Annotated in this window: 20 protein-coding genes; 10 read left to right on the top strand and 10 right to left on the bottom strand. The window is 71.9% G+C overall.

Annotated elements, in window-relative coordinates:
• The first annotated feature begins 4 nt into the window (after positions 1-4).
• Entirely contained in the window at positions 5-1,930 is a 1,926-nt protein-coding gene (locus ACZ60T_RS24960) for an FtsX-like permease family protein (protein WP_469667918.1), read from the top strand.
• A gap of 118 nt (positions 1,931-2,048) precedes the next feature.
• Here the strand turns inward: ACZ60T_RS24960 and ACZ60T_RS24955 are convergent, their stop codons facing one another.
• From ACZ60T_RS24955 to ACZ60T_RS24945, 3 genes are all read right to left on the bottom strand, one after another.
• Positions 2,049-3,236 carry a cytochrome P450 family protein gene (locus tag ACZ60T_RS24955; protein WP_469667917.1) on the bottom strand — a complete coding sequence of 396 codons (1,188 nt, stop codon included), beginning with the start codon at positions 3,234-3,236 and terminating at the stop codon, positions 2,049-2,051.
• A 502-nt stretch (positions 3,237-3,738) separates the two neighbouring features.
• The gene (locus ACZ60T_RS24950) at positions 3,739-4,008 is read right to left on the bottom strand and encodes a GNAT family N-acetyltransferase (protein WP_469667916.1); all 270 of its coding nucleotides are present in this window, start codon (positions 4,006-4,008) and stop codon (positions 3,739-3,741) included.
• 169 nt (positions 4,009-4,177) lie between these two features.
• Entirely contained in the window at positions 4,178-5,110 is a 933-nt protein-coding gene (locus ACZ60T_RS24945) for a LysR family transcriptional regulator (RefSeq protein WP_469667915.1), read from the bottom strand.
• 100 nt (positions 5,111-5,210) lie between these two features.
• On the opposite strand from ACZ60T_RS24945, the gene ACZ60T_RS24940 reads away from it, so the two are divergent.
• Positions 5,211-6,377, top strand: a complete 1,167-nt coding sequence (locus ACZ60T_RS24940; RefSeq protein WP_469667914.1) for an MFS transporter — start codon at positions 5,211-5,213, stop codon at positions 6,375-6,377.
• A 148-nt stretch (positions 6,378-6,525) separates the two neighbouring features.
• Here ACZ60T_RS24940 and ACZ60T_RS24935 read toward each other — a convergent pair whose 3' ends face one another.
• On the bottom strand, positions 6,526-7,434 hold the full coding sequence (locus ACZ60T_RS24935; RefSeq protein WP_469667912.1) for a hypothetical protein: 909 nt from the start codon (positions 7,432-7,434) through the stop codon (positions 6,526-6,528).
• Positions 7,435-7,571: 137 nt separating this feature from the next.
• On the opposite strand from ACZ60T_RS24935, the gene ACZ60T_RS24930 reads away from it, so the two are divergent.
• Together ACZ60T_RS24930 and ACZ60T_RS24925 are read left to right on the top strand one after the other, a co-directional pair.
• Positions 7,572-9,929 carry an ATP-binding protein gene (locus ACZ60T_RS24930; RefSeq protein ID WP_469667911.1) on the top strand — a complete coding sequence of 786 codons (2,358 nt, stop codon included), beginning with the start codon at positions 7,572-7,574 and terminating at the stop codon, positions 9,927-9,929.
• A 135-nt stretch (positions 9,930-10,064) separates the two neighbouring features.
• Positions 10,065-10,913 carry a COG4705 family protein gene (locus ACZ60T_RS24925; protein ID WP_469667910.1) on the top strand — a complete coding sequence of 283 codons (849 nt, stop codon included), beginning with the start codon at positions 10,065-10,067 and terminating at the stop codon, positions 10,911-10,913.
• A gap of 60 nt (positions 10,914-10,973) precedes the next feature.
• Here ACZ60T_RS24925 and ACZ60T_RS24920 read toward each other — a convergent pair whose 3' ends face one another.
• The 5 genes from ACZ60T_RS24920 to ACZ60T_RS24900 are packed head-to-tail and all read right to left on the bottom strand — an operon-like array spanning position 10,974 to position 15,017.
• Entirely contained in the window at positions 10,974-12,329 is a 1,356-nt protein-coding gene (locus tag ACZ60T_RS24920; protein WP_469667909.1) for a sensor histidine kinase, read from the bottom strand.
• Positions 12,326-13,000, bottom strand: coding sequence for a response regulator transcription factor (locus ACZ60T_RS24915; protein WP_469667908.1), 675 nt, complete (start codon positions 12,998-13,000; stop codon positions 12,326-12,328). The genes ACZ60T_RS24920 and ACZ60T_RS24915 overlap by 4 nt, the downstream gene beginning before the upstream one ends.
• Complete coding sequence (locus ACZ60T_RS24910) at positions 12,954-13,700, bottom strand: phosphatase PAP2 family protein (RefSeq protein ID WP_469667907.1); 747 nt, start codon at positions 13,698-13,700, stop codon at positions 12,954-12,956. The genes ACZ60T_RS24915 and ACZ60T_RS24910 overlap by 47 nt, the downstream gene beginning before the upstream one ends.
• A gap of 4 nt (positions 13,701-13,704) precedes the next feature.
• Positions 13,705-14,307: a phosphatase PAP2 family protein gene (locus ACZ60T_RS24905; protein ID WP_469667960.1), complete on the bottom strand. Its 603-nt coding sequence runs from the start codon at positions 14,305-14,307 to the stop codon at positions 13,705-13,707.
• Between the two features lie 8 nt (positions 14,308-14,315).
• On the bottom strand, positions 14,316-15,017 hold the full coding sequence (locus ACZ60T_RS24900) for a DedA family protein (protein WP_469667906.1): 702 nt from the start codon (positions 15,015-15,017) through the stop codon (positions 14,316-14,318).
• Between the two features lie 144 nt (positions 15,018-15,161).
• Here ACZ60T_RS24900 and ACZ60T_RS24895 point away from each other — a divergent pair, with 144 nt between their 5' ends.
• Together ACZ60T_RS24895 and ACZ60T_RS24890 are read left to right on the top strand one after the other, a co-directional pair.
• Positions 15,162-15,533, top strand: a complete 372-nt coding sequence (locus tag ACZ60T_RS24895) for a BlaI/MecI/CopY family transcriptional regulator (RefSeq protein ID WP_365625744.1) — start codon at positions 15,162-15,164, stop codon at positions 15,531-15,533.
• A complete protein-coding gene (locus ACZ60T_RS24890) occupies positions 15,530-16,471 on the top strand; it encodes a M48 family metalloprotease (protein ID WP_365625741.1) in 942 nt (313 codons plus the stop codon). Before ACZ60T_RS24895 ends, ACZ60T_RS24890 begins: the two co-directional genes overlap by 4 nt.
• 27 nt (positions 16,472-16,498) lie before the next feature.
• Here the strand turns inward: ACZ60T_RS24890 and ACZ60T_RS24885 are convergent, their stop codons facing one another.
• Positions 16,499-17,239, bottom strand: a complete 741-nt coding sequence (locus ACZ60T_RS24885; RefSeq protein WP_469667904.1) for a GntR family transcriptional regulator — start codon at positions 17,237-17,239, stop codon at positions 16,499-16,501.
• A gap of 191 nt (positions 17,240-17,430) precedes the next feature.
• On the opposite strand from ACZ60T_RS24885, the gene ACZ60T_RS24880 reads away from it, so the two are divergent.
• From ACZ60T_RS24880 to ACZ60T_RS24865, 4 genes are read left to right on the top strand one after another with little or no spacing between them, the layout of a single operon-like run.
• Positions 17,431-18,609 (top strand): ABC transporter substrate-binding protein, encoded by a 1,179-nt coding sequence (locus ACZ60T_RS24880; protein ID WP_469667903.1) that lies wholly within the window; start codon positions 17,431-17,433, stop codon positions 18,607-18,609.
• A complete protein-coding gene (locus ACZ60T_RS24875; RefSeq protein ID WP_365625735.1) occupies positions 18,606-19,517 on the top strand; it encodes an ABC transporter permease in 912 nt (303 codons plus the stop codon). The genes ACZ60T_RS24880 and ACZ60T_RS24875 overlap by 4 nt, the downstream gene beginning before the upstream one ends.
• The gene (locus ACZ60T_RS24870; RefSeq protein ID WP_469667902.1) at positions 19,505-20,320 is read left to right on the top strand and encodes an ABC transporter permease; all 816 of its coding nucleotides are present in this window, start codon (positions 19,505-19,507) and stop codon (positions 20,318-20,320) included. The genes ACZ60T_RS24875 and ACZ60T_RS24870 overlap by 13 nt, the downstream gene beginning before the upstream one ends.
• The gene (locus tag ACZ60T_RS24865; RefSeq protein WP_469667901.1) at positions 20,317-21,396 is read left to right on the top strand and encodes an ABC transporter ATP-binding protein; all 1,080 of its coding nucleotides are present in this window, start codon (positions 20,317-20,319) and stop codon (positions 21,394-21,396) included. Before ACZ60T_RS24870 ends, ACZ60T_RS24865 begins: the two co-directional genes overlap by 4 nt.
• Positions 21,397-21,466: the final 70 nt, after the last annotated feature.

The raw sequence follows: 21,466 nt of genomic DNA, 5'->3' as shown, positions 1-21,466 counted from the left end.
CCCGATGCTGATCGCCTTGGCCTGGTGGACCGTACGGACGCGCAAGGCGTCCTTCGGTGGATCGTTCGTGGCGATGGCCTGCTCTCAGGCGTTGGTGACGATGTGCGCGGTCCTGGTGGAGACGGGCACGAGCGCGACAGCCGCACAGGGTGGAGCGGAGATGGTCTCCTTCATCATGCCCTTCGGCTTCATCTGCCTGTTCGTCTCCACGTTCGTGATGGCCGGGACGTTCTCACTGTCCGTGCAGCAACGCACCCGGGAGATCGCCCTGTTGCGCGCCGTCGCCGCCACACCGCGGCAGATACGGCGGCTCATCGCGTACGAGGCGACCCTGGTCACCCTCATCGCCGCGGTGCCCGGAGCGGGCGTGGGTATCGGGCTGGCCGATGTGCTACGGGCGTGGCTCGTCGGCCGGGGCTGGGTGCCGGGCACCCTTCCCCTGGACTTCGGGCCGTGGAGCGTGCTGTCGGCGGTGGCGATCTGTTGGGTGACCGCCCAGCTCGCTGTCCTGAGCAGCGGTAGGAGGGCCGCGCGGGTGCGGGCGGTGCGGGCGTTGGGAGAGGCGGCCGTGCCGCGCCGGAGCGTGGGTGTGGTGCGTACGGCGTTGGGGCTGGCGGCGTTGGGCGGTGGTGTCTGGGCGTTGATGGCGGTCGGCGGCTCCATGGGCTCCGATGCCGCCAACACGGCGGTCGCGATGGTCATGGTCCTGATGGTCGCCGTGGCTCTGCTGGCTCCGTGGATCGGGAGGCTGACAGGCGCCGTGATGGGTGTGTCGTGTCTGGCCGTGTTGCCTGTGCTCGGTCCCGTGGTCCGGGCGAACCTCGCCGCCGGTCACCGCAGGCTGGGCGCCGCGGCCGTTCCGCTGGCTCTTACCGTGGCCTTCGCCGCGGTCGCCCTGCTCGTACCGCAGATGAAGTGGCGGGAACTGGACCGGCAGGACCACGGACGGCTGACGGCCGACTACCTGGTGGAGACCACCGGGAAGGGGCTGCCGGGAACGGCCCCTCGGAGCGTGGGAGAACTGCCCGGCGTCGCCGCGGCCGTCGGCGTTCTGAGCACCTACGCCGAGGTCGTCGTGGGCGATGATCCGGACGGCAACGGAACGGGTGACATCGCCGACGCGGTCACCGACGGCCCGCTGAACCAGGTCCTCGACCTCGACACGACGCAGGGCAGCGTCGCCGAACTCGGCCGCCATGAGATCGCGTTGAGCCGTTCCTTCGCCCATGAGGCACATGTACAGGCGGGCGACGACGTATTGCTGCGGCTGGACGACTACCGCACCGAACGGGTTCGAGTCGCCGCCGTCTACCGCCGTGATCTGGGCTTCGGCTCCATGGTCATCCCCTGGCGGATGGCCGATGCCCACCGGGGCGACGCGCCGTCGACCCTCGACACGGTGTATGTCCGCGCCGAGCCGGGGCAGCAGCGCGAGGTGGCGCACGCACTGGCCTCCCTGCACGGGAAGCACCCCTCCTGGCGGGTGATGGACCGCTCCGCGCACCGGGCCGAACTCCGCCGTCAGCAGGACGCGTCCATGACCGCCACCTATCTGCTGCTTGCCGTGGTGACCGTGTTCACCTCCATCTCGGTGGTGAACACCCTGGTGATGACCACGATGGAGCGGGTGGGTGAGTTCGCGTTGCTGCGCCTGGTCGGCGCCACCCGCGGACAGGTGGCCCGGATGATGCGCGCCGAGAACGCGGTGACCGTGCTGGCGGCTCTGTTGGTGGGTGCGGTGGTGGCGGGCATGGTCCTGACCTCGTTCAGCAAGGCACTCACGGGCTCCCCTCATCTCTACGTACCGGGAGACACGGTGGCTGTCATCCTCGGCGGCGCCGCGGCCCTGGCCCTCACCACGGGTGTTCTGACGACCCGTATCGCACTGCGCCAGCGACCGGAGGCGGCGCTGCGGGGCGCGGATCGCTAGATGTAGTACGGCGGACGAAGCCCGCTACGAGGTCCGGGCCCATACCGCTCTGTGGTCCTCGTACCCTGCGGCAGCGGCGGATACTGTCGCCGCTGCCGCTGGGTACCACCGAGGCCGATCACGCGGACAGGCACGCCCGGTAGCGCACCGGGAGTTCCTTCAGGCCTCGGGCGCGCAGGGAGCGACGCCAAGTCGGGGCGTCGCCTTCGGCCTCGAGGTGCGTGAAGCGCTCCAGTAGCGCGCGCAGCGCGATCTCGGTCTCGGTGCGGGCCAGCGGTGCGCCCAGGCAGTAGTGGATGCCGTGGCCGAGGGCGAGATGCCCGCCGGTGTCGCGTTCAATGTCCAGCCGGTCAGGGTCGGTGAACCGGCTCGGGTCGCGGTTGGCCGCGGACAGCGACAGCAGTACGGTCTCCCCGGCCGGCACCGTCACCCCACCGATCGTGACGTCCTCGACGGGGAAGCGGCGGATCGCCAGCAGTGCGGGTCCTTCGTAGCGGGACAGTTCCTCCACGGCCGCCGGGATCTTCGAGGGATCCTCACGCAGCGCGGCGAGTTGGTCGGGGTGCCGCAGCAGTGCCCACACCGCGTTGCCGATGAGCTGCACGGTGTTCTCGAACCCGGCGAACAGGACGAGGAAGACCAGGCTCATCAACTCGTCCTCGGACAGCCGGTCGTCCTCCGCGTCCCGCACCGCGATCAGGTCGGACAGCAGATCGTCCCCCGGGCTCCGCCGCTTGTGCGCGACGAGATGGCCGAAGAACCGCATCATGGCGACGACGGCTTCCTTGGCAGCCCCCGGCCGGTTTGGGTCCGGAGCGATCAACGCCTGCGTCCAGCCGCGGAAGTCACCGCGGTGCTCGCCGGGAACGCCCAGCAGCTCGCAGATGACCGTGATCGGCAGCGGCGCGGCGTAGGCGGCGATCAGATCGGCGCTGCCCTCCGTTCCCAGCGCGTCCAGGAGCCGGTCGGCGGTCGCCCGGATCGGTGCTCGGAGCCGCTCGATCCGGCCCGGCGTGAAGGCCTTGCCCACGAGTCGCCGAAGCCTCGTGTGGTCCGGCGGGTCCATGTTCAGCAGGTTGGCGTCGAGGGCCGGTGGCAACCGTAGACCTCGGTAATTGCCTTCCCGCGCATGCCTCTTGTCCAACGACAGCCGCGGATCGGCCAGCCCGGCCCGCACGTCCTCGTACCGGGTCACGATCCAGGCGGGCTGCCCGTCCGGCCCCTGGATCCGGTGCACCGGCGACGTGGTCCGTAACCTCTCGTAGCCGCCGTACGGGTCGGTGATCAAGTCATCGGCGAGATCCATGCCGTCACCCTACTTTCACGCGAAGACTCCGGGCTTTCGACGGCGGTGGCCGCGCAGCTCGCCCCGGCGGCTAGGTCGGAGGCCGCACCCACGGAGCGAAGCGCTGACCAGGGGCTGCGTCGTCCCGCCAGTACCGCAGAACGGTCTCGTGCACAACCTCGAACCGTTCTGCGGCGATGAGACAGGAGACAGGCTCCCGACCGCCCGCGTCCGCTTCGAAAGCGACGAGAACCGGCGGTTCCTCACCGAGTCGGCGAGCGATTCGCACCTGCTCCTCGCTTGTCGGCATGCGGAAGACCGGATCGTGGAACGCCGCCGGACAACTCACGAAGGCCGGATCGCCGAAGACCAGCTCCAGACCATGGTGGTACGTGAGGTCATGTCCAGCCGCCAGCCGGAACTGACCGACATCCCAGGTGATGACGTCCCAGTCCCACCAGGACCCCTCAGGCAGTCGGACACCGAGTGGTCGGCGCTCCCTGTCCACCCTCAGCACCTCAGATCACTTACGGGACACGTCCAGAACCATTGTGTCCGAGTTGCCGTTGCGCCCGACTCGGGTGAAGCCGAGGGCGGTGTAGAGGTGCACAGCGGGATTGCCGTCCTCGACGCTCAGGCTGAGTCGATCGATCGGGGCCGGTCTCCCGGCGGCGGTCTGGATCAGCGCCTCCATCAGGGCCCGGCCGTGACCGTGGCCGCGGTGTCCGGGCAGCAGGCCGAGGGTCAGCTCGGGAACGTCCGGAGCGACGACGACAGCGGGGCGGAGGAACATCAACGGCCTTCGGGGCGGGGGGCGGTACGGGCCGATCGACGATAGGCAGCCGCCTGCGGATCGGCAAGGAGTTTCACCGCAGGACGCCTGCCCCACCGGTCGCCCCCGGATCCCGCAACGCCCTTGCTCTCGTCGGAGCCGTACAGGCGCGCGCCCCGCACCGCGCTCATCAACCGGGCTCCAGCGGGCGGGAGTTGATCCCGGGACCCAGGTCCTTCGCCAGAGCCACCGCGAGCGCCCGGAAGATCCGTACCTCCGGGTTGTCGTCATCGGCCCGCACCGCGAGATAGCTGCTCTCCCACGGAGCGTCGAGGACGGGTACGAAGACGGCGCCCGGCCACGCGTAGTACCGCGCGAAGGAGCGCAGGCCGGAGCCCGCGGCCCGCCCGGTGACGACACCGGTCAGCACCTCCTGCGGGGTGACTGCGAATTCGGAGCTACGGCGCTGGGCCCGGTCGTCGAAGTACAGATACTCGGTGAACGTGTGAGGGGTGTGTCCCGGGACGCGGAACAGCGGCAGGTCGGCGAGGTCCGCGACACCGACCCCGGATGTCCGGGCGTCGGCCAGTGGCGAGCGTTCGTGCACGACGATGATCCGCTGCTCGGTGGTGAGGACGTCCGCTATGAGCCGCTCGTCGTGCGGGCTCGGCCGTACGAACGCCACGTCCACCCGGTCCTCCACCAGCGCGGTCACATGCTCCGTGAAGTCCAACTGCCGGATCTCCACCCGCACTTCGGGCCGGGCCCGCCGGTAGGCGTTGATGGCGGCGGGTGTCAGCTCCGCCGAACCGTGTCCCATGATCCCCACCCGTAGTGGCCGCCCGCTGTCCGTCTCCCGCGCGACATCCGCCAAGTCGTCGAGCGCGGCGTTCGCGGCGTCGAGGAGCAGGCGCGCGTGTCCGGCGAGCCGCACCCCGGCGGCCGTCGGTACGACGGGAGAGCCGGTCCGGTCGAGGAGCCGCGCGCCGACCTGGCTCTCCAGGCGGCGCACGTGCTGGGTGACGGCGGGCGGCGACAGGTACAGCCGCGCTGCGGCCCGTCCGAAGTGCCCCTCCTCGACGACCGCCAGGAACGACGACAGAAGCCGCAGGTCAAGCGCCATACGACCAGAGTAGACGGGGAGCCGGACCGGCGGCGCGGGGAATTCACGAATCGTGAACGTACGGCGCGGGCCGAACGGTCGGGCACGTACGAAGGAGGGCATGACCGCACCACCTGCCACCGCGCCCGCCACCGCCGTCCCCGCGACCACCGGTCCCCGGGGCGCCCGCGCCGCCTGGATCATGCTGGCCTCCGGCTGGAGCGCCAACCAGTTCTCGGCCCTGCTCGGCGCCTACCGCGGCCACCTCGGCCTCACCGAGTCGGCCACGACCGGCCTGTTCGCGGTGTACGTCGTCGGTCTGATCCCGGCGCTGCTGATCGCGGGCCCGCTCGCGGACCGCAGGGGACGGCGCCGGGTGGCGCTCTCGGCGCTCGCCCTCAACATCCTGTCCACCCTGCTCCTGATGGCCGGTGGCGCGTGGGGCCTCACCTGGCTGTTGCTGTCCGGGCGCTTCCTGACCGGTGTCAGCGCGGGCGCGCTGCTGGCCGCGGGCAGCGCCTGGATCAAGGAACTCTCGAACGCGCCGCGCCGCTCCGGCATCTTCGTCTCGGCGGGCTTCGCGACGGGCGGCCTCGCGGCGGCACTCATCGCGCAGTGGGCCCCTTGGCCGATGGTGACGGCGTACGTTCCGCACGTCGTTCTCGGGGCGGCGGCGGGCCTGCTCGCGTGGGCCGCGCCGGAGACGGCAGGGTCGGCCGCTGCCCACGGCTCCGAGGCCGCCCACGAACACAACGGCCGACGCTTCCGGCGTACGGTGCTGCCGCTGGCTCCCTGGGCCTTCGCCGCCCCGACCATCGGCTTCGTCACGTTGCCGAGCACCCTCCACACCAGCCTGATCCTCACAGGCGTCGCGACGGCCGTCGTCCCCGGTACCGGTCTGCTCACCGCGCGACGCGCCCGGTCCACGCCCACCTCGGGCCTCCTGGTCGTGGCGGCCGGAACGGCGACCGCCGCCGTCGCCGCCGCGACGGAGAGCGAGCCCCTGGCCCTCCTCGCCGCGATCATTCTCGGCGCGGGCTACGGACTGTCCCTCGCCCACGGCCTCACGCGGACAGCGGCCCTCGCCCCGCCTCACCGACTCGCCCGCTGGACGGCCCTGTTCTGGACGGTGGCGTACCTCGGCATGTTCACCCCGTACGTCCTCACACTCCTCGGCCACGTCACGACGACGCCGGTCCTGCTGACGGCCGTCACACTGCTCGCCCTCGCGCACGCCGGGTTCAGCGCGTATCAGGCCGTACGACCGACCGGGCACCGTACGCCGTGACGCGGTCCCGCGGTGACATTACCTGCGCATCCGAATCCGGCATATCCGAGTCCGGCGAGACGCTGCCCCAGGTCCCGAAGCGGGTCAGGCCGATCGATCCGGCCGCCGCCAACGAGGCATGGAACGCGCGGAGCCGAACGGCGTGTCATCACTCGTGTTCTTCGGGGCGCTCGCCACTCAGGGTGGGGCCGTGGGCGATCAGGATGCCCATTGCCGCGTAGTCCGATCCGGGGCGGCGGGTGGGGATGAACACCTCCAGCCGCTGCCCTTCGGTGCGGTAGCCCGCCTTCGTCGCGCGCGCCGGAAGGGACCGGCTGCCGACGTGCGCGGCCAGTCCCCGTATGTCGAGGCGGAGGCCGCGCTCCGGTCCCCCGGAGGCATAGGTGATCCGGGACCAGTCCAGCAGCCCGGGGAAGGGGTCGAGCGTCAGCCCTTCGCGCGTGAACGTCAAGGCACCCCAGCGCAGTTCGCCACCCGCGTCCAGCTCGTCCAGGTGCCGCTGTGCGAGGGCCTCGGCGACGGCCTGCGAGGCGTGCGTGCAGAACGCCTCGCCGGTGTCGATGGGCGCCCACGTGACCAGGCGCCACAAGGCGGTCTCCTGGCGGACCTTGATGTAGTCCAGGCCTCTGAGGCGGATCGGGCCGCCCGTGTACGGACGGATGACGATCTTGAACACATCGTGCGAATGGCTCAGGTTGATGTGGACGGACACCTTGGCGGCCTCGACGGAGGCGATCTCGTACCAGGCGTAGCGCAGCGTGCGGCGCCCGGGACGGCACAGTTCGAAGCCGTGCTCGTACTCGCGGATCCGGATGCGGGTGTGCCGGACCGTGACGGCGAGGCACACCACGGCCGCCCCGGGGATCGCCCAGAAGGCAAGGCGGAACGAGGAATCCGTGTCGTAGTACTCACCGGCGATGGTGCACATCACGACGAACACGATGACGAGCAGGAAGAACATGGTGAGGGGCCGCCTCGGCATGGCCCCCTGGTAGGTCCACACCCGCTCCCCCAGCCGCCCGGCCCGCTCCCGCTCTGCCTCCGTGCCTGCCGACAACGCACACCTCACATGATCGTCCGATACCGCGTCGTCGAGTCTCGGGTGGCCGCGCGCGCGGGGAAACGGGAGAACTACTCAATTCCTTTACGGCCGCGGTGCGTTGCTGTGGTTGCGCGTCCGTAAGATGGCCGCTCATGGAAACGGGGGCAGCAGCGGGGGCGTTCGTCGGCCTCGGCGGCGAACTGACGTCGTTGATCGGACGGCGGGCGGAGACGGCGCGGATCGCACGGCTGCTCTCCGGCGCGCGCCTGGTCACGCTCACCGGGGTCGGCGGCGTGGGCAAGACCCGGCTGGCGCTGCGCGCGGCGGCGGACGCGGCGCGCTCCGCCTTCCCCGACGGCGTGTACGTCGCCGAACTCGCCGACCTGCGGGACCCCGAGCTGCTCGCACCGAGCGTCCTGGGCACCCTCGACGTGGCGAACCCGGGCCGCCCCGGCGCCGATGCGACGGCCGCCCTCGCCGCCCGACTGCGCGAGCGCCGCGTCCTGTTGGTCCTGGACAACTGTGAGCACCTGATCGACGCGTGCGCCCGCCTCACCGACGCGCTGCTGCGGGCCGCACCCGGACTGCGTGTCCTGGCGACCAGTCGGCAGCCGCTCGGTATCGCGGGCGAACACGTCTTCTCCGTCGAGCCGTTGCCGGTGCCGGACGCGGACGCGGGGCACGGCGCGCGTGCGCTGAGCCGCAATCCGGCCGTCGCTCTGTTCGCCGACCGGGCCGCCGCCGTGCTGCCCGGCTTCGCCGTGACCGACTCCGACGCCGCGGCCGTCGCCGAACTCGTACGCCGCCTGGACGGGCTGCCGTTCGCGATCGAGCTGGCCGCGGCCCGGATCCGTACTCTGACCCCGCAGGAGATCCTGGAGCGGCTCTCGGACCGGTTCGCGCTGCTGACCGGGGGCAGTCGCGTCGCCGCCGACCGGCAGCGCACCCTGCGCGCGCTGATCGACTGGAGCCATGAACTGTGCACGGAGCGCGAGCGGTTGCTGTGGGCGCGGGCCTCGGTGTTCCGCGGTGGCTTCGACCTGGAGAGTCTCGAACAGGTCTGCGCGGACGCCGAGTTGCCGCCCGCCGCCCTGCTCGACACCCTCGACGCGCTCGTGGCCAGGTCGATCGTCAACTGCCGTCAGGAACACGGGCGTTCGCGCTATCACCTGCTGGAGACGGTACGCGAGTACGGGCATGAGCGGCTGGCCGCGTCCGGCTCGCTCGACACGTTCCGCGGTCGGCACCGGAACCGGTACGCCGAACTGACCGCACGGGTCGGGCAGGAGTGGTTCGGGCACCGTCAGGTCGACTGGTTCACGCGGCTGCGCCTGGACCACCCGAACCTGCGCGCGGCCCTGGAGTTCTGCCTGGAGCGGCCCGGACAGGCGCGCGCCGGGCTGGCCTTGGCCGTGTCGCCCCGGCACTACTGGATCACCGCGGGCCTGCTGTCCGAGGGCCGCCACTGGCTGTCGCACCTGCTCGCCGCCGACCAGGCGCGGGATGGCGACGACGCGGCCGGCCCGGATGCCGCCGTCCGCGTACAGGCCCAGGTCACCGACACGTATCTGGGCATCCTTCAGGGCGACTCGGAAGCCGATGTGCGGCGCGCGCTGGCCGCGTGCGAGGCGGCGGCCCGGCGCGGCGGGCACCGGCGGGAGGAGGCGTGGGTGTGGCACCACCACGGGATCCTCGCCGTGTGGCGCGAGGACTTCGCGGGTGCCGCCGAACTGTTCGCGCGGGCGCGCGCCGAGTTCCGCGCGCAGGGCTGCCTCGACGCGGCCCTCGAATGCCGGGTCAAGTTCGCCCTCGTGCACGCCTACGCGGGTGAGGTCGCCGCGGCCGACGAGGCGTGCGGTGAGGTCGAGCGGGCCGCCCGCGCGCACGACGAGTCATGGCTGCACGGCATGGCCCTGCTCGCGCGCGCCCTGCTGGCCCGGCGCGCGGACGCGCCCGCCGACGCGATCGCGCACGCCAGGGCGGGCATCGCCCGGCTGCGCCCGTTCCAGGACTGGTGGGACGTGGCCATGTGTGTGGAGGTCATCGCGTGGAGCACCCAGGACGACCGGCGGCGCGCGGCCCGACTCCTGGGTGTGCTGCGCATGTTGTGGGAGTCGGTGGGCGGGCGGCTCGGCTCGGCGCCGTTCATGCGCGCGCAGCATCTGCGCTTCGAGACCGCCGTACGGGAGGCGCTGCCTGTCGCCGTCTTCGACCGGGAGTTCCGCCGCGGTGCGCGCGTCACCGTGGACGAGGCGATGGCCTACGTACTGGACGACGCGGCCGGGGCGGTGGGGCCGGGGCGGCGGCCGGGGCTGACGCGGCGCGAGAGCCAGGTCGCGGAGCTGGTCGCCGAGGGGCTCAGCAACAAGGACATCGCGGTGCGCCTGACGATCGCCCAGCGCACCGCGGAGAACCACGTCGAACGCATCCTGCGCAGACTGGGGTTCACCTCGCGCACGCAACTGGCGGTGTGGGCGTACGAGCAGCGCGAGACACCCGCCGGAAGCTGACGGCGGTCCCAGGGCCCCGCGCGGTCACCGTGGCGATGTCGGCCACCGGGCTGGCCATGGCCTGCCCGGTGCATGTCGCACCTGCCGCACGGCAGTCAGGATGTGTTCAGGTTCCGGCTGGCACCGTCGGGCCCCATGACATACGAGACGCCAGAGACCGCCGAGGTCTCACCCGCCCGCTCGTCCGCTGCCACCGCTGCTGTGTCCGGCCACCGGTCGCGCTGGAACAAGGTCCCCGAAGTCACCGTGTACTTCTGGGTGATCAAGGTGCTGTGCACCACGGTCGGGGAGACCGCGGCCGACCTGTTGAACGAGAACCTCGGCCTGGGCCTGACCGGCGTGTCCCTGCTGATGAGCGTGCTCCTGGCAGCCGCGCTCGTCCTCCAGTTCCGTACCACCGCCTACCGGCCCGGTGTGTACTGGCTGTCGGTGGCGCTGATCAGCGTCGTCGGCACCCTCATCAGCGACAACCTGACCGATGACATGGGTGTGCCGCTGACCACGAGCACGACGGTGTTCGCCCTGGTCCTCGCGGTCGTCTTCGCCGTCTGGTACCGGCGTGAGCGCACCCTGTCCATCCACCACATCGACACCACCGGCCGCGAGGCGTACTACTGGCTCGCGGTGCTGTTCACGTTCGCGCTCGGCACGGCCGCCGGTGACCTGCTCGCCGAGCGGATGGACCTGGGCTACTGGCTGTCCGCCGTCCTGTTCGCCCTGGCCATCGCCGCCGTCGCCCTGGCGCACTTCACGCTCGGCCTGAATGCCGTGTGGAGCTTCTGGATCGCCTACGTGCTGACCCGGCCGCTGGGCGCCTCGCTGGGCGACTATCTCTCCCAGCCGACCGGTGACGGCGGGCTCGGCTTCGGCACCGTGGTCACCAGCGTGCTGTTCCTCGCGGTGATCCTGGGCCTGGTGGTGTATCTGACGGTGACGCGCAGGGATGTGACCGCGGAGGAACGGCGGGCCGCACAGGCGAAGTGAGCGAGCGGAGGCGGCCGTTCCGCGGCTTCGCACGGCGGCACGGGACGCGCACGGGTGCGGTCAGCAGGGCGGCAGCGTGACGACGAACCGCGCTCCGGGCGCGTGATCGGCGTCGAACCGGACATCTCCGCCGGCGGAGCGGGCCAGGCGTCGCGCCAGTGGCAGGCCGAGGCCCGCTCCGCCGTGGCCGTCCTCGGGATCGGCGCGATGTCCGGGCTGGAACAGCTTGCCGACCGACTGCCTCGGTACGCCGGGGCCGTCGTCGGTGATGGCGATACGGACATGGTCCTGCTCCCGTCGGCTGCTGACGACGACACGGGTACGGGCGTAGCGCACCGCGTTGGAGAGCAGCGGGCTGACGACACGTTCCAGCAACGCCGGGGGGACGCCGACCCGCTGTCCGGGCTCGTCCGCCTCGACCGACACCGTCATCTTCCCCGGCAGGTCGATGCGTCGGAGCGCGTTCTCCAGGACGGTCACGGTGTCGGAGGTGCCCGTGGTGGGCGAGCGGGCGTCGTCGCGGGCCTCGTCGACGAGGGTGTCGCAGATGATGTGCATGGACCGCGCGGCATCATCGATCACCGCGTGCCCGGCGGCGACCTGGTCCGCCGAACGGGGGCGGGAGCCCAGCCAGTCCAGTTCGGCGACGATCCGGCTGAGCGGGGTGCGCAGCTCGTGCGAGAGCTCACCGGTCAGCCGCCGCTCGTGGCGCAGCAGTGCGCGGATGCGGTCCAGGAGGGCGTCCAACGAGCCGCCGAGCCGGGCGAGTTCGGCGGGCAGGGCGGCATCGCAGAAGCGTTCGTCGGAGGCTGCCGCACTCCACTGGGTGGCCTGCTCGGTCATGGTGTGCACCGGGCGCAGGGCGCGCTCGACGGCCAGCCGTGTGAGGACGTATGTGCACGCGAGCATGACCCCGTCGAGGGTGAGTGCCCCGTACAGCAGGGTGTCGGCGGAGTTGCGGTAGGGCGACAGGTCCAGGGCTGTGACGACGGTGGCCGAGCCGCCGGTGTGCGGCACGGGCCGCGCGCACAGCCGGACGGTGCCGGGCTGCCCGACGGTGACACAGCGCGGCGCGCCTGCCCCGGCGAGAGACGCGGCCGTCAGCGTCAACTCCTTCGTGGCGGACGGAGGTTGTTCCAGCGGGCGGGCGTCGTCGTAGATCCATACGTTCGCGTCGAGGACCTGGTCGTCCGGTGTCTCCAGGACACGTACGGGCCTGCGGCTCGTGTCGAGGGTCGCGGTGACGGCGGCGGCCCGGGTGCGTAGTTCGTCGTCGGCTTGGTGCTGAAGACGCTCGCGTGCCACGGCGTCGAAGGCGATGGTCAGCAGGGTCATCACCAGTGCGGCCGTGGTCAGCGCCACCAGGGAGAGCCGCCCGCGCAGCGTGCGCGGCACGGGCCAAGAGCGTGGGCTCATGACAGTCGGTGGCCGACCCCGCGGGCCGTGCCGATCGTCAACTCGCTGCCCGTGGCGCGCAGTTTGCGGCGCAGCCGGGTCAGATACTGGTCGAGCGTGTTGTCACTGACCTGCGCGCCCTCGGGCCACGCGGCCCGGATCAGCTCACGCCGGGGCACCAGGTCGCCGGATGCCGCCAGTAGCGTGGCCAGGAGCCGGAACTCCGTCGGGGTGAGGTCGACGGGGTGGTCGTCCACCGTGCACCGGTGCCGCGTCGGGTCCAGGACCAGAGCCCCGGCGCTCCACGTCGGGTCCGCCTCGGCGGCCGGTCCGGTACGACGGATCACGGCGCGCAGCCTGGCCGCGAGTTCGGCGAGGTGGATCGGCTTGGAGAGATAGTCGTCGCCGCCCGCGGAGAACCCCGCGAGCCGGTCCGGGAGTCGGTGATGGGCGGTCAGGAAGACGACGGGCGCGTGGAATCCGTTCGCGCGCATCGCCTGGCACACATCACGCCCGTCCGCGTCGGGCAGTCCGACGTCGAGCACGACCGCCGCGATGTCATCGGTGGACAGCCGCAGGGCGGTGGCCCCGTCGGACGCGGGCACGACGTCGTAGCCCTCCTCGCGCAGACCGCGCCTGAGGACGTCACGCAGCGCGTGATCGTCCTCCACGATCAGGATCCTGTGGCGCATGTTCCTCCGACGAGCGTGCGGGGCGCGGGGTGACGCCCGCGACGAGTGGGTCCGGCAGCCATCGGGCGGCCATGTACAGGCACAGGCCCAGCCAGCCCGCGCTCAGCAGCCAGCCGCCGACCACGTCGGTCAGCCAGTGCACGCCCAGGTAGACGCGGGTCAGACCGACCAGGGCGCCCCAGCAGCCGACCGCGACGACGAGCGGCGTCCGGGCGCGCGGGGCCCGCAGCAGGAGGGCGATGACGAGCACCCCTGCGGTCAGGGCCGCCGTCGTGGAGTGCCCGGACGGGAAGGACCAGCCCGAGGCGTGCGTCTGCCAGTCCACGCGCGGCGGTCGCTGCCGGTCGGCCCATGTCATCAGCCCGTACCGCACGGCCTGCCCCGCCGCCAGAACACCGACGGCGAGCGCGGCACACATCAGGCGATGGCGCAGGGTGCGTCCCGCGATCAGACCCGCGACCACGACGAGCGCGTACGGAACGACGCCCGTGCCGGTCGCGGTCAGCCCGCGGGCCAGCGCCACGGCGAACGGCGGCCGATGGCCGACGGACCAGGACAACAGCCGCTCGTCGATGGACAGCGGACCGTCGGCGCGGCCGACCACGGCCATCCACAGCACACCGAACCCCGCCCAGGTGCCGACGCCCGTGCTCCCGGCGAGATCGGCGATGTCGCCGCGCCGCTTCGGGGACCCCGGCATCGCGTCACGCTCCCAACAGGGGCCGTAGTCGGGTGGTGGACAGCTTCCGGGCCAGCGGCTGCGGCCACCGGCGCACCACGAGCATCAGCAGCGCGCCGATGACGGCGCCGACCAGCAGCCCGGCCACGACGTCGTGCGGATAGTGCGCGCCGACCCACACGCGTGAGGCGGCCATCGCGCACGCCGCCACCGCCGCTGTGGTCCCGAGCCGCCGGGAGACGAACCACAGCGCCATCGCCGCAGCCCCCGCGATCGCCGCGTGATTGCTGGGGAAGGACCAGTCACCGGGCGCCGGGCAGGCCTCCAGTGTGGCCCGGTGCAGGCTCTGGCACGGCCGGTCCTCGCGCACCAGCAGCTTCAGCGCGTCGTTCAGCGCGTAGGCGACGACCACGACGAGCGGCACCGCGAGCGCCGCCACCGCGGCCGTGGCGCTGGTCCGGCGCGCATGCCACCAGGCCGCCACCATCAGGACGGCGAACACCGCGAGCCCGTACGTCGACCAGGCGGACACGGCACTGTCGACCCAGCCGGGCGCGCGCCCGGCCCAGTCCGTCACCTCGCGGTAGGCGGGGCCGTCGATCGACGAGCCGTCGAAGGCGAGCGTCATGGACAGGCTCATCCGCGGGCCTCCTCGGTCCCGGCGGCGACGCGGGCCTTCTCGGTCCTGGCGGCGCGGCGCGTGCGCAGCAGTTCGGCGGCGAGCGGGATCAGGGAGACGGCCACGATCACGGCGACGAGCGGCAGCAGATAGCGGTCCACGTTCGGGACGGAGGAGCCGAGCGCGTACCCGGCGAGCGTGAGGCCGAGGCTCCAGACGAGCCCGCCCGCCACCTGCCACACCGTGAACGTCCGGGCGGGCACACCGAGGGCACCCGCCAGCGGATTCAGCACCGTACGCACCACCGGGACGAAGCGTGCGAGCACGATCGCCTTGGCGTGCCCGTACCGGTCGAGGAGCTCCTCGGCGCGCTGTGCGCCCTCGCTCAGCCGCGCCGACCTGCTGCGCGCGAGCAGCGCACCGCCTGCCCTGCGCCCCAGCAGATATCCGCACTGCGCGCCCGCGAGCGCGCCGACCGCCGCGGCGACGAGCAGCGGCCCGAGGGAGAGATGAACTCCGCTCGCCGAGCCGCCGGTGCACAGCAGTCCCGCGGTGAACAGCAGCGAGTCGCCGGGCAGGAAGAAGCCGATCAGCAGCCCCGTCTCGGCGAACATCACCACCCCGACGCCCAGCACGCCGAACGCGGTCAGCAGTGACTGGGCGTCCAACACGTTCACGGCGAGCTGTGACGACAGGGAATGAGCAAGTGATGCGGTCATCGGCGAGCCCTTCGCCTCGGCGGAGCGGGCACCCTGGCGCAGGGCGCGCCGCTCACGACAGCGGTGACTATAATCCTGTAGACGGTCTACGCGACTGTAGACCGTCTACAGAACTGTAGACGATAGTGGGGTGAGGATCGACCCATGAGCGACGCGATGGACGAACGCAGGCCGGCCGGAGAGCTGGAAGCCGCCGTGATGGCCGCCCTGTGGGCAGCGCAGGAGCCGCTCACCCCGGCCCAGGTGCAGAGCGAACTGGCCTCCGGGCTCGCCCGCACCACCGTGACCACGATCCTGTCCCGGCTCCACGACAAGGGCATCGTCGACCGCGCGCGCCAAGGCCGCGGCTACGCCTACTTCACGGTGCAGGACGCCGCCGGACTGACGGCCCGCCGGATGCACACCGAACTCGACCGGGACGCCGACCGCGAGACCGTCCTGGCCCGCTTCGTCGCCCAGCTCGACCCCGGCGACGAAGCGGTGCTGCGCCGACTCCTGGAAGCCGACGGCCGATGACCGCGCTGTCGCTCGCCCTCGTTCTTGTGTCGCTGCTGCTGCCCTTCGCGGTAGCGCCGCTCGCCCGTCGTGTCCTGGACCGCCTCGCGCCTGCCCACGCGCTGTGGGTCCTGACGGCATCCGCGCTGGTGCTCGCGGCCTCCTGCGTGGCAGGGCTCGGCACCCTGGTCCTGACCGGGCTGCTCAAACTCCCGCTCTTCGCGGCGCTCGGCGAGCTAGTCCGCCCCCTGCGCACCGCCTCGAATCTGCTGGTCCTGCCCGTCGCCGCGGTCGCCGCCGGTGCGCTCACCCTCAGCGTCTGCGCCATCGGCCGCTCCGCACTGCACCAGCTCGGCGCGTTCCGTACCGCCCGCGCACAGGCCGCGAGCCGCCCCGCCGCGGGCGACCTGTGCGTCGTCGAATCCCCGTACCCCGACGCGTACGCGCTGCCCGGCCGACCGCATCGCATCGTCGTCACCACCGCGATGCTGCGCAGCCTCGGTGCCGCCGAACGCGAGGTCCTCTTCGCCCACGAACGCGCCCACATCCGCGCGGGCCACCACTACTTCCTGGCCGTCGCCGAACTCGCCGCCCACTGCCACCCCGCCCTGCGCGCGGTACGGACCGACGTCCGGTTCGCCGCCGAGCGCGCCGCCGACGAGGCCGCCGCCGTCGTCGTCGGAGACCGGCGCCTGACCGCTCGGGCCATCGCCCTGGCCGCCCTCGCAGGACATGACACCGCGTCGGTCCGCCCCGCCTTCGCCCCCGCGGCGACGACCGGCCCCGTACCGCGCCGCGTCAGCGCGCTCCTCACCCCGAGGACGGTCCGCCCCCGGGCGTCCCGCGCCATCGCCCTGGCCCTCGCGCTCGGCTCGCTCCTGTCCGCCGGTACCGCGGCGACCGCCGTGCTCGGCGTGCATCACCAGGTCGAGGTCGCCCAGGGCGAGGAACGCCGCTGACCGGGGCGGGTGAGAGCGGCGCGCCGGTCAGTCGGCCGTCGTACGGGCCAGCGCGTTGTTCCCTATCGAGTTGTGCACGCTGAAGCTGACGGCGTCCGAGCGGTAGCGGTCGTCCGACCACTCCACCGGGCGCCCCTCACGGGTGGTCGTGACCCGGCGGACCCGCAACAAGGGGCTGGTGCGGCGCACACGGAGCAGTTCGGCGTCCCGGGCTCCGGCCGCGACCGCGTCGATGACGTGCTCGCCGTACGCGAAGACCAGGCCCGTGTCCTCGAGGAGCCGCTGGGTGACGGACGGGCAGTCGGGCTCGATGGACTCGACCGCCGGGGAGATCCAGTCGGCGTACACCGTCCGCTCCAGCAGGACCGGTTCTCCGTCCAGCCCGCGCAGCCGCAGCACGTGCAGGACGGGGGTGTGCTCGCGCAGATGGAGCCGCACCGCGTCCTCCTCGGTCGCCGGGCGGACCTCCTGCGCCACCACGCGCCCGGTCGCCTCGCGGCCCATGGCCCTCGCCCATCCGGCGAAGCTGCGCAACTCCGCGAAGCTCTGGCTGCGCCGCCCGGCCAGGACGACCCGGCGGGCACCCTGGCGCGATCCGATGAGCCCCTCGGCGGTCAGGGCCGCGACGGCCTGGCGGACCGTGCCGCGCGCGACGCCGTAGCGGGCCGCGAGATCCGTCTCCGTGGGCAGCAGACCGCCCACGGTGTACTCCTCGCGATAGATGGCCCGCCGCAGTTCGTCGGCGATCTCCTCGTGTCGCGCCGCCATACGTCCCCTCCGAGTCGGCCACTGTGCACAGCGCGACCAGACTAATCGAGACCTGGGCCCGGTCCGCTGCGATCGGGACTGTGCAGGCAATGAGGGTGTGGAGTTGAGACGCCGTTCACCGACAGGACACCGGAGACGGGCGTACTGGGGTCAACTTGTTCAGACAAGTTCCCCACTTCATCTCAGTTGTCATGCGTACTCCTGGAGAGACCGTGCCCGTGTTCCAGCCGAGGACCGCCGTCCTCACCGGTGGCCTCACCCTCGCCGCCGCGCTCGCCCTCAGTGCCTGTGGTGCCGCCCCCGACAACGCGGCGGCCACCGCGGACGGCAAGAGCGCGGCCACCGCGACGTCGGCCGCGGACTTCGGCGGCCTCGACGCCCTCGTGAAGGCGGCCAAGAAGGAGGGCACGCTGCACGCGATCGCCCTGCCCCGCGACTGGGCCAACTACGGCGCCCTGATCGACGGGTTCCAGAAGAAGTACGGCATCAAGGTCCAGGTCGAGAATCCGGACGGCGCCAGCCAGGACGAGATCAACGCCGTCACCTCCCGCAAGGGGCAGGACCGCGCCCCCGACGTCCTCGACCTCGGCGGCTCCTTCGGGCTGAGCGCCGCCCAGCAGGGGCTGCTCGCGCCGTACAAGGTGGCCGCCTTCGCCGACATCCCCGAGGGCCAGAAGGACCCGCAGGCCCGCTGGTACAACGACTACGGCGGCTATGTCTCCATCGGGTGCGACGCCAAGCGGGTCAAGGAGTGCCCGACGACCTTCAAGGACCTCCTCAAGCCGCAGTACAAGGGCCAGGTCGCGCTCAACGGCAATCCCACCAAGTCGGGTTCGGCCTTCGGCGGCGTGTACGCGGCGGCCCTCGCGAACGGCGGCTCGTTCGACGACATCCAGCCCGGCCTGGACTTCTTCGCCAAGCTGAAGGCGAACGGCAACTTCACGCCCGTCGAGTCGACCCCGGCCACCGTCGAGCAGGGTGAGACCCCGATCAGTATCGACTGGGACTACCTGAACGCGGGCTACGCCGACGAGTTCAGGTCCAAGGGCCTGGACTGGAAGGTGGCCGTCCCCGCCGACGGCAAGTTCGCCCAGTACTACTCGCAGGCCATCAACAAGGACGCCCCGCACCCGGCGGCGGCCCGCCTGTGGCAGGAGTACCTCTACAGCGCCGAGGGCCAGAACCTGTGGCTCAAGGGATACTCCCGCCCGGTGCTGATGCCCGCCATGGACAAGGCCGGCACGCTCGACAAGTCCGCCGCGGCCAAGCTGCCCGCGGTCTCCGGTACGCCCGAGTTCCCGACCGAGGCCCAGCAGAACAAGGCCAAGGAAGTGCTCGGGCAGGGCTGGGGGAAGGCCGTCTCCGGATGACGACCGTCCTCACCGAGGCCGAGCCCGAGGCTTCGTCGGCGCCCGCCGCCGCACCGCGACAGCGGCGGCGCCGTGCCTCCGGCGCGCTCGCCGTCCTCCCCCTGCTCGCCTTCACCGCGCTCGCCTTCGGGATCCCCGCCCTGGCCATGCTGAACGGCGCGTTCACCGTCAAGGACCCGGTGACGGGCGCCACTTCGTACAGCACGGCGAACCTGACGTTCTCGCTGCACGGCGCCTACCTCACCGCCCTGATCGGCAGTGTGAAGCTGTCCGCCGTCTGTGCCGCCCTCGCCACCGTGCTCGGGCTGCCGCTCGCCCAGGCCGTGGTGACCTCCCGCTTCCGCGTCCTGCGCGAGGCCGTGCTCACCGCGTCCGGGGTCCTCGCCAACTTCGGCGGCATCCCGCTGGCGTTCGCCTTCGTCGCCACCCTCGGCAACTCCGGAGTGCTGACCCGCAAGCTGGGCCTGACGGACAGCGGCTGGAACCTCTACAGCTTCTGGGGCCTGGTCCTCGTCTACCTGTACTTCCTGATCCCGCTGATGGTCCTCACCATCACCCCGGCCCTGGAGGGCCTCAGGTCCCAGTGGCGCGAGGCGGCCCAGAACAACGGCGCCACCACGCTCCGGTACTGGCTGCACGTCGCCCTGCCGGTGCTGCTGCCCTCGCTGCTCGGCGGACTCGTCCTGCTCTTCGGCAGCGCCTTCGCCGCGTACGCCACCGCCGCGGCCATGGTGGGCAGCGCGGTCCCGCTCGTCACCCTCCAGATCGCCGAAGCCATCTCCGGCAACGTCCTGATCGGCCAGGAGAACGTGGCACTGGCCCTCAGCCTCGACATGGTCCTCGTCGCGGGTCTCGTCATGGCCGTGTACCTGCCCCTGCAACGACGGAGTGCGCGATGGCTCGCCTGAACCCGTGGCGGTGGGCCGTCCTGGCCTGCGCCGGGCTGTACTTCCTGATCCCGCTCACCGCATCGGTGATCTTCACGGTGGACGTGCCCGGCCACGGCGTCACCTTCGACGCCTACCGCCGGATCGTCTCCACCGCAGGCTTCGGCTCCAGCCTGCTGCTCTCGCTGGAACTGGCGGTGGCCACCATCGTCGTGGTCCTGCTGCTGATGGTGCCCGCCATGATCGCGCTGCGGCTCGGCGCGCCCCGGCTGCGGCCCGTCGTCGAGGTCGTCTGCTCACTGCCGCTGGTCGTGCCGCCGATCGCGTTCGTCGCGGGCCTCTCCACGGTCCTCAAGTGGGGCCCCGAGCATCTCTCCCGCACACCGCTGTTCCAGACGTTCGTGGCGATCCAGGACCCGGACTTCCCGGTGGTACTCGTCCTCGCGTACGTCGTGATGGCGCTGCCGTTCGTGTACCGGGCGCTGGACGCGGGGCTGCGCGCCGTCGATGTGCGCACCCTCGTGGAAGCCGCGCGCAACTGCAGGGCCTCCTGGCCGCAGGCCCTGGTCCAGGCGGTGCTGCCCAATCTGCGCGGCGCGCTGCTGAACGCCTCCTTCCTCACACTGGCGCTGGTCCTCGGCGAGTTCACCGTCGCCCAACTCCTGGGCTTCACCCCCTTCGCCGTGTGGATCTACAGCGTCGGCGGGTCGCAGGCCCAACTGTCCGTCGCCGTCTCCGTGCTCAGCCTGCTCGTCACCTGGGCCCTGCTCCTCTCACTCACCGTCTTCGGCGGACGCTCCCGCACCTCCGCCACCAAGGGATGAACCTCATGACGCTCGACAAGGCGCTCCCGCGCGACCATGCGGCGACCGTCGAATTCCAAGGACTGCGCCGCGAGTTCGGTTCGACCGTCGCCCTGGACGGACTCGATCTGACCGTACGGCCCGGTGAACTCCTGGCCCTGCTCGGCCCGTCCGGCTGCGGCAAGACCACCGCGCTGCGCATGCTCGCCGGGTTCGAGCACCCCGACTCCGGTGAGGTGCTCGTCGACGGCGAGGATGTCACCCGCGTCCCGGCGCACCGTCGCGACGCCGGGATGGTCTTCCAGTCCTACAGCCTCTTCCCGCATCTCAGTGCCCTCGACAACGTGGCGTTCGGGCTGCGGATGAGGAAGGTGCGTACGGCCGAACGGCGCGCGCGGGCAGCCGAGTTGCTCGACCTGGTCGGCCTCGGCGACAAGACCGGGCGCTTCCCGCACCAGCTCTCCGGTGGCCAGCAGCAGCGCGTGGCACTGGCCCGCGCCCTCGCGCTGCGCCCTCGTGTCCTGCTGCTCGACGAACCGCTGTCCGCGCTCGACGCCAAGGTACGGCTCACCCTGCGCGAGGAGATCCGCCGTCTCCAGCAGGAGCTCGGCATCACCACCCTGTTCGTCACGCACGACCAGGAGGAGGCGCTGTCCATGGCGGACCGGGTCGCGGTGATGCGCGCCGGAAGGCTCGAACAGTGCGCGGCCCCGGCCGAGTTGTACGGCCGCCCGGCCACCCCCTTCGTCGCGGAGTTCGTCGGCACGATGAACCGGCTCCCGGGGCGCCACACTTCAGGTGCCGTCGAGGTGCTCGGGCAGCGGCTGCCCGTGGACGGGGACGCGCCCGCCACGGCCGAGGTGGACGTACTGGTGCGGCCCGAGGCGGTCCAGGTCGCCGCGGACGGCGAGGAAGACGCGCGAGTGGTCGCGACCGCGTTCCTCGGCGCCACGGTCCGGCTGACCGTACGTCTCGCCGACGGCACCGAGGTGCGGGCGGACCTGCGGGCGCACGAGGCCGCCGGGCTGACCGCCGGAGCCGGTGTGCGCGTGTCGCTGCCACAGCGTCCGGTGCTTGTCGCCGAGCGCATGTGCTGACGCCCCCTTCCGGCGCATGAACCTGTCCGTGCCCGCAGTCGCCGGGCACCTCTGTATGAACCCCCGCACA

The organism is Streptomyces sp. NPDC104371 (genome assembly GCF_055583785.1).
The sequence above is the reverse complement of the archived record's forward strand: the minus strand, read 5'-3'. Positions and strand labels throughout refer to the sequence as shown.

Coding starts and splice junctions, on each gene's coding strand:
- ACZ60T_RS24960 (WP_469667918.1), top strand. CDS start 5: ATGCTGATCGCCTTGGCCTGGTGGACCGTACGGACGCGCAAGGCGTCC.
- ACZ60T_RS24955 (WP_469667917.1), bottom strand. CDS start 3,236: ATGGATCTCGCCGATGACTTGATCACCGACCCGTACGGCGGCTACGAG.
- ACZ60T_RS24950 (WP_469667916.1), bottom strand. CDS start 4,008: ATGTTCCTCCGCCCCGCTGTCGTCGTCGCTCCGGACGTTCCCGAGCTG.
- ACZ60T_RS24945 (WP_469667915.1), bottom strand. CDS start 5,110: ATGGCGCTTGACCTGCGGCTTCTGTCGTCGTTCCTGGCGGTCGTCGAG.
- ACZ60T_RS24940 (WP_469667914.1), top strand. CDS start 5,211: ATGACCGCACCACCTGCCACCGCGCCCGCCACCGCCGTCCCCGCGACC.
- ACZ60T_RS24930 (WP_469667911.1), top strand. CDS start 7,572: ATGGAAACGGGGGCAGCAGCGGGGGCGTTCGTCGGCCTCGGCGGCGAA.
- ACZ60T_RS24925 (WP_469667910.1), top strand. CDS start 10,065: ATGACATACGAGACGCCAGAGACCGCCGAGGTCTCACCCGCCCGCTCG.
- ACZ60T_RS24920 (WP_469667909.1), bottom strand. CDS start 12,329: ATGAGCCCACGCTCTTGGCCCGTGCCGCGCACGCTGCGCGGGCGGCTC.
- ACZ60T_RS24915 (WP_469667908.1), bottom strand. CDS start 13,000: ATGCGCCACAGGATCCTGATCGTGGAGGACGATCACGCGCTGCGTGAC.
- ACZ60T_RS24910 (WP_469667907.1), bottom strand. CDS start 13,700: ATGCCGGGGTCCCCGAAGCGGCGCGGCGACATCGCCGATCTCGCCGGG.
- ACZ60T_RS24905 (WP_469667960.1), bottom strand. CDS start 14,307: ATGACGCTCGCCTTCGACGGCTCGTCGATCGACGGCCCCGCCTACCGC.
- ACZ60T_RS24900 (WP_469667906.1), bottom strand. CDS start 15,017: ATGACCGCATCACTTGCTCATTCCCTGTCGTCACAGCTCGCCGTGAAC.
- ACZ60T_RS24895 (WP_365625744.1), top strand. CDS start 15,162: ATGAGCGACGCGATGGACGAACGCAGGCCGGCCGGAGAGCTGGAAGCC.
- ACZ60T_RS24890 (WP_365625741.1), top strand. CDS start 15,530: ATGACCGCGCTGTCGCTCGCCCTCGTTCTTGTGTCGCTGCTGCTGCCC.
- ACZ60T_RS24885 (WP_469667904.1), bottom strand. CDS start 17,239: ATGGCGGCGCGACACGAGGAGATCGCCGACGAACTGCGGCGGGCCATC.
- ACZ60T_RS24880 (WP_469667903.1), top strand. CDS start 17,431: ATGCGTACTCCTGGAGAGACCGTGCCCGTGTTCCAGCCGAGGACCGCC.
- ACZ60T_RS24875 (WP_365625735.1), top strand. CDS start 18,606: ATGACGACCGTCCTCACCGAGGCCGAGCCCGAGGCTTCGTCGGCGCCC.
- ACZ60T_RS24870 (WP_469667902.1), top strand. CDS start 19,505: ATGGCTCGCCTGAACCCGTGGCGGTGGGCCGTCCTGGCCTGCGCCGGG.
- ACZ60T_RS24865 (WP_469667901.1), top strand. CDS start 20,317: ATGAACCTCATGACGCTCGACAAGGCGCTCCCGCGCGACCATGCGGCG.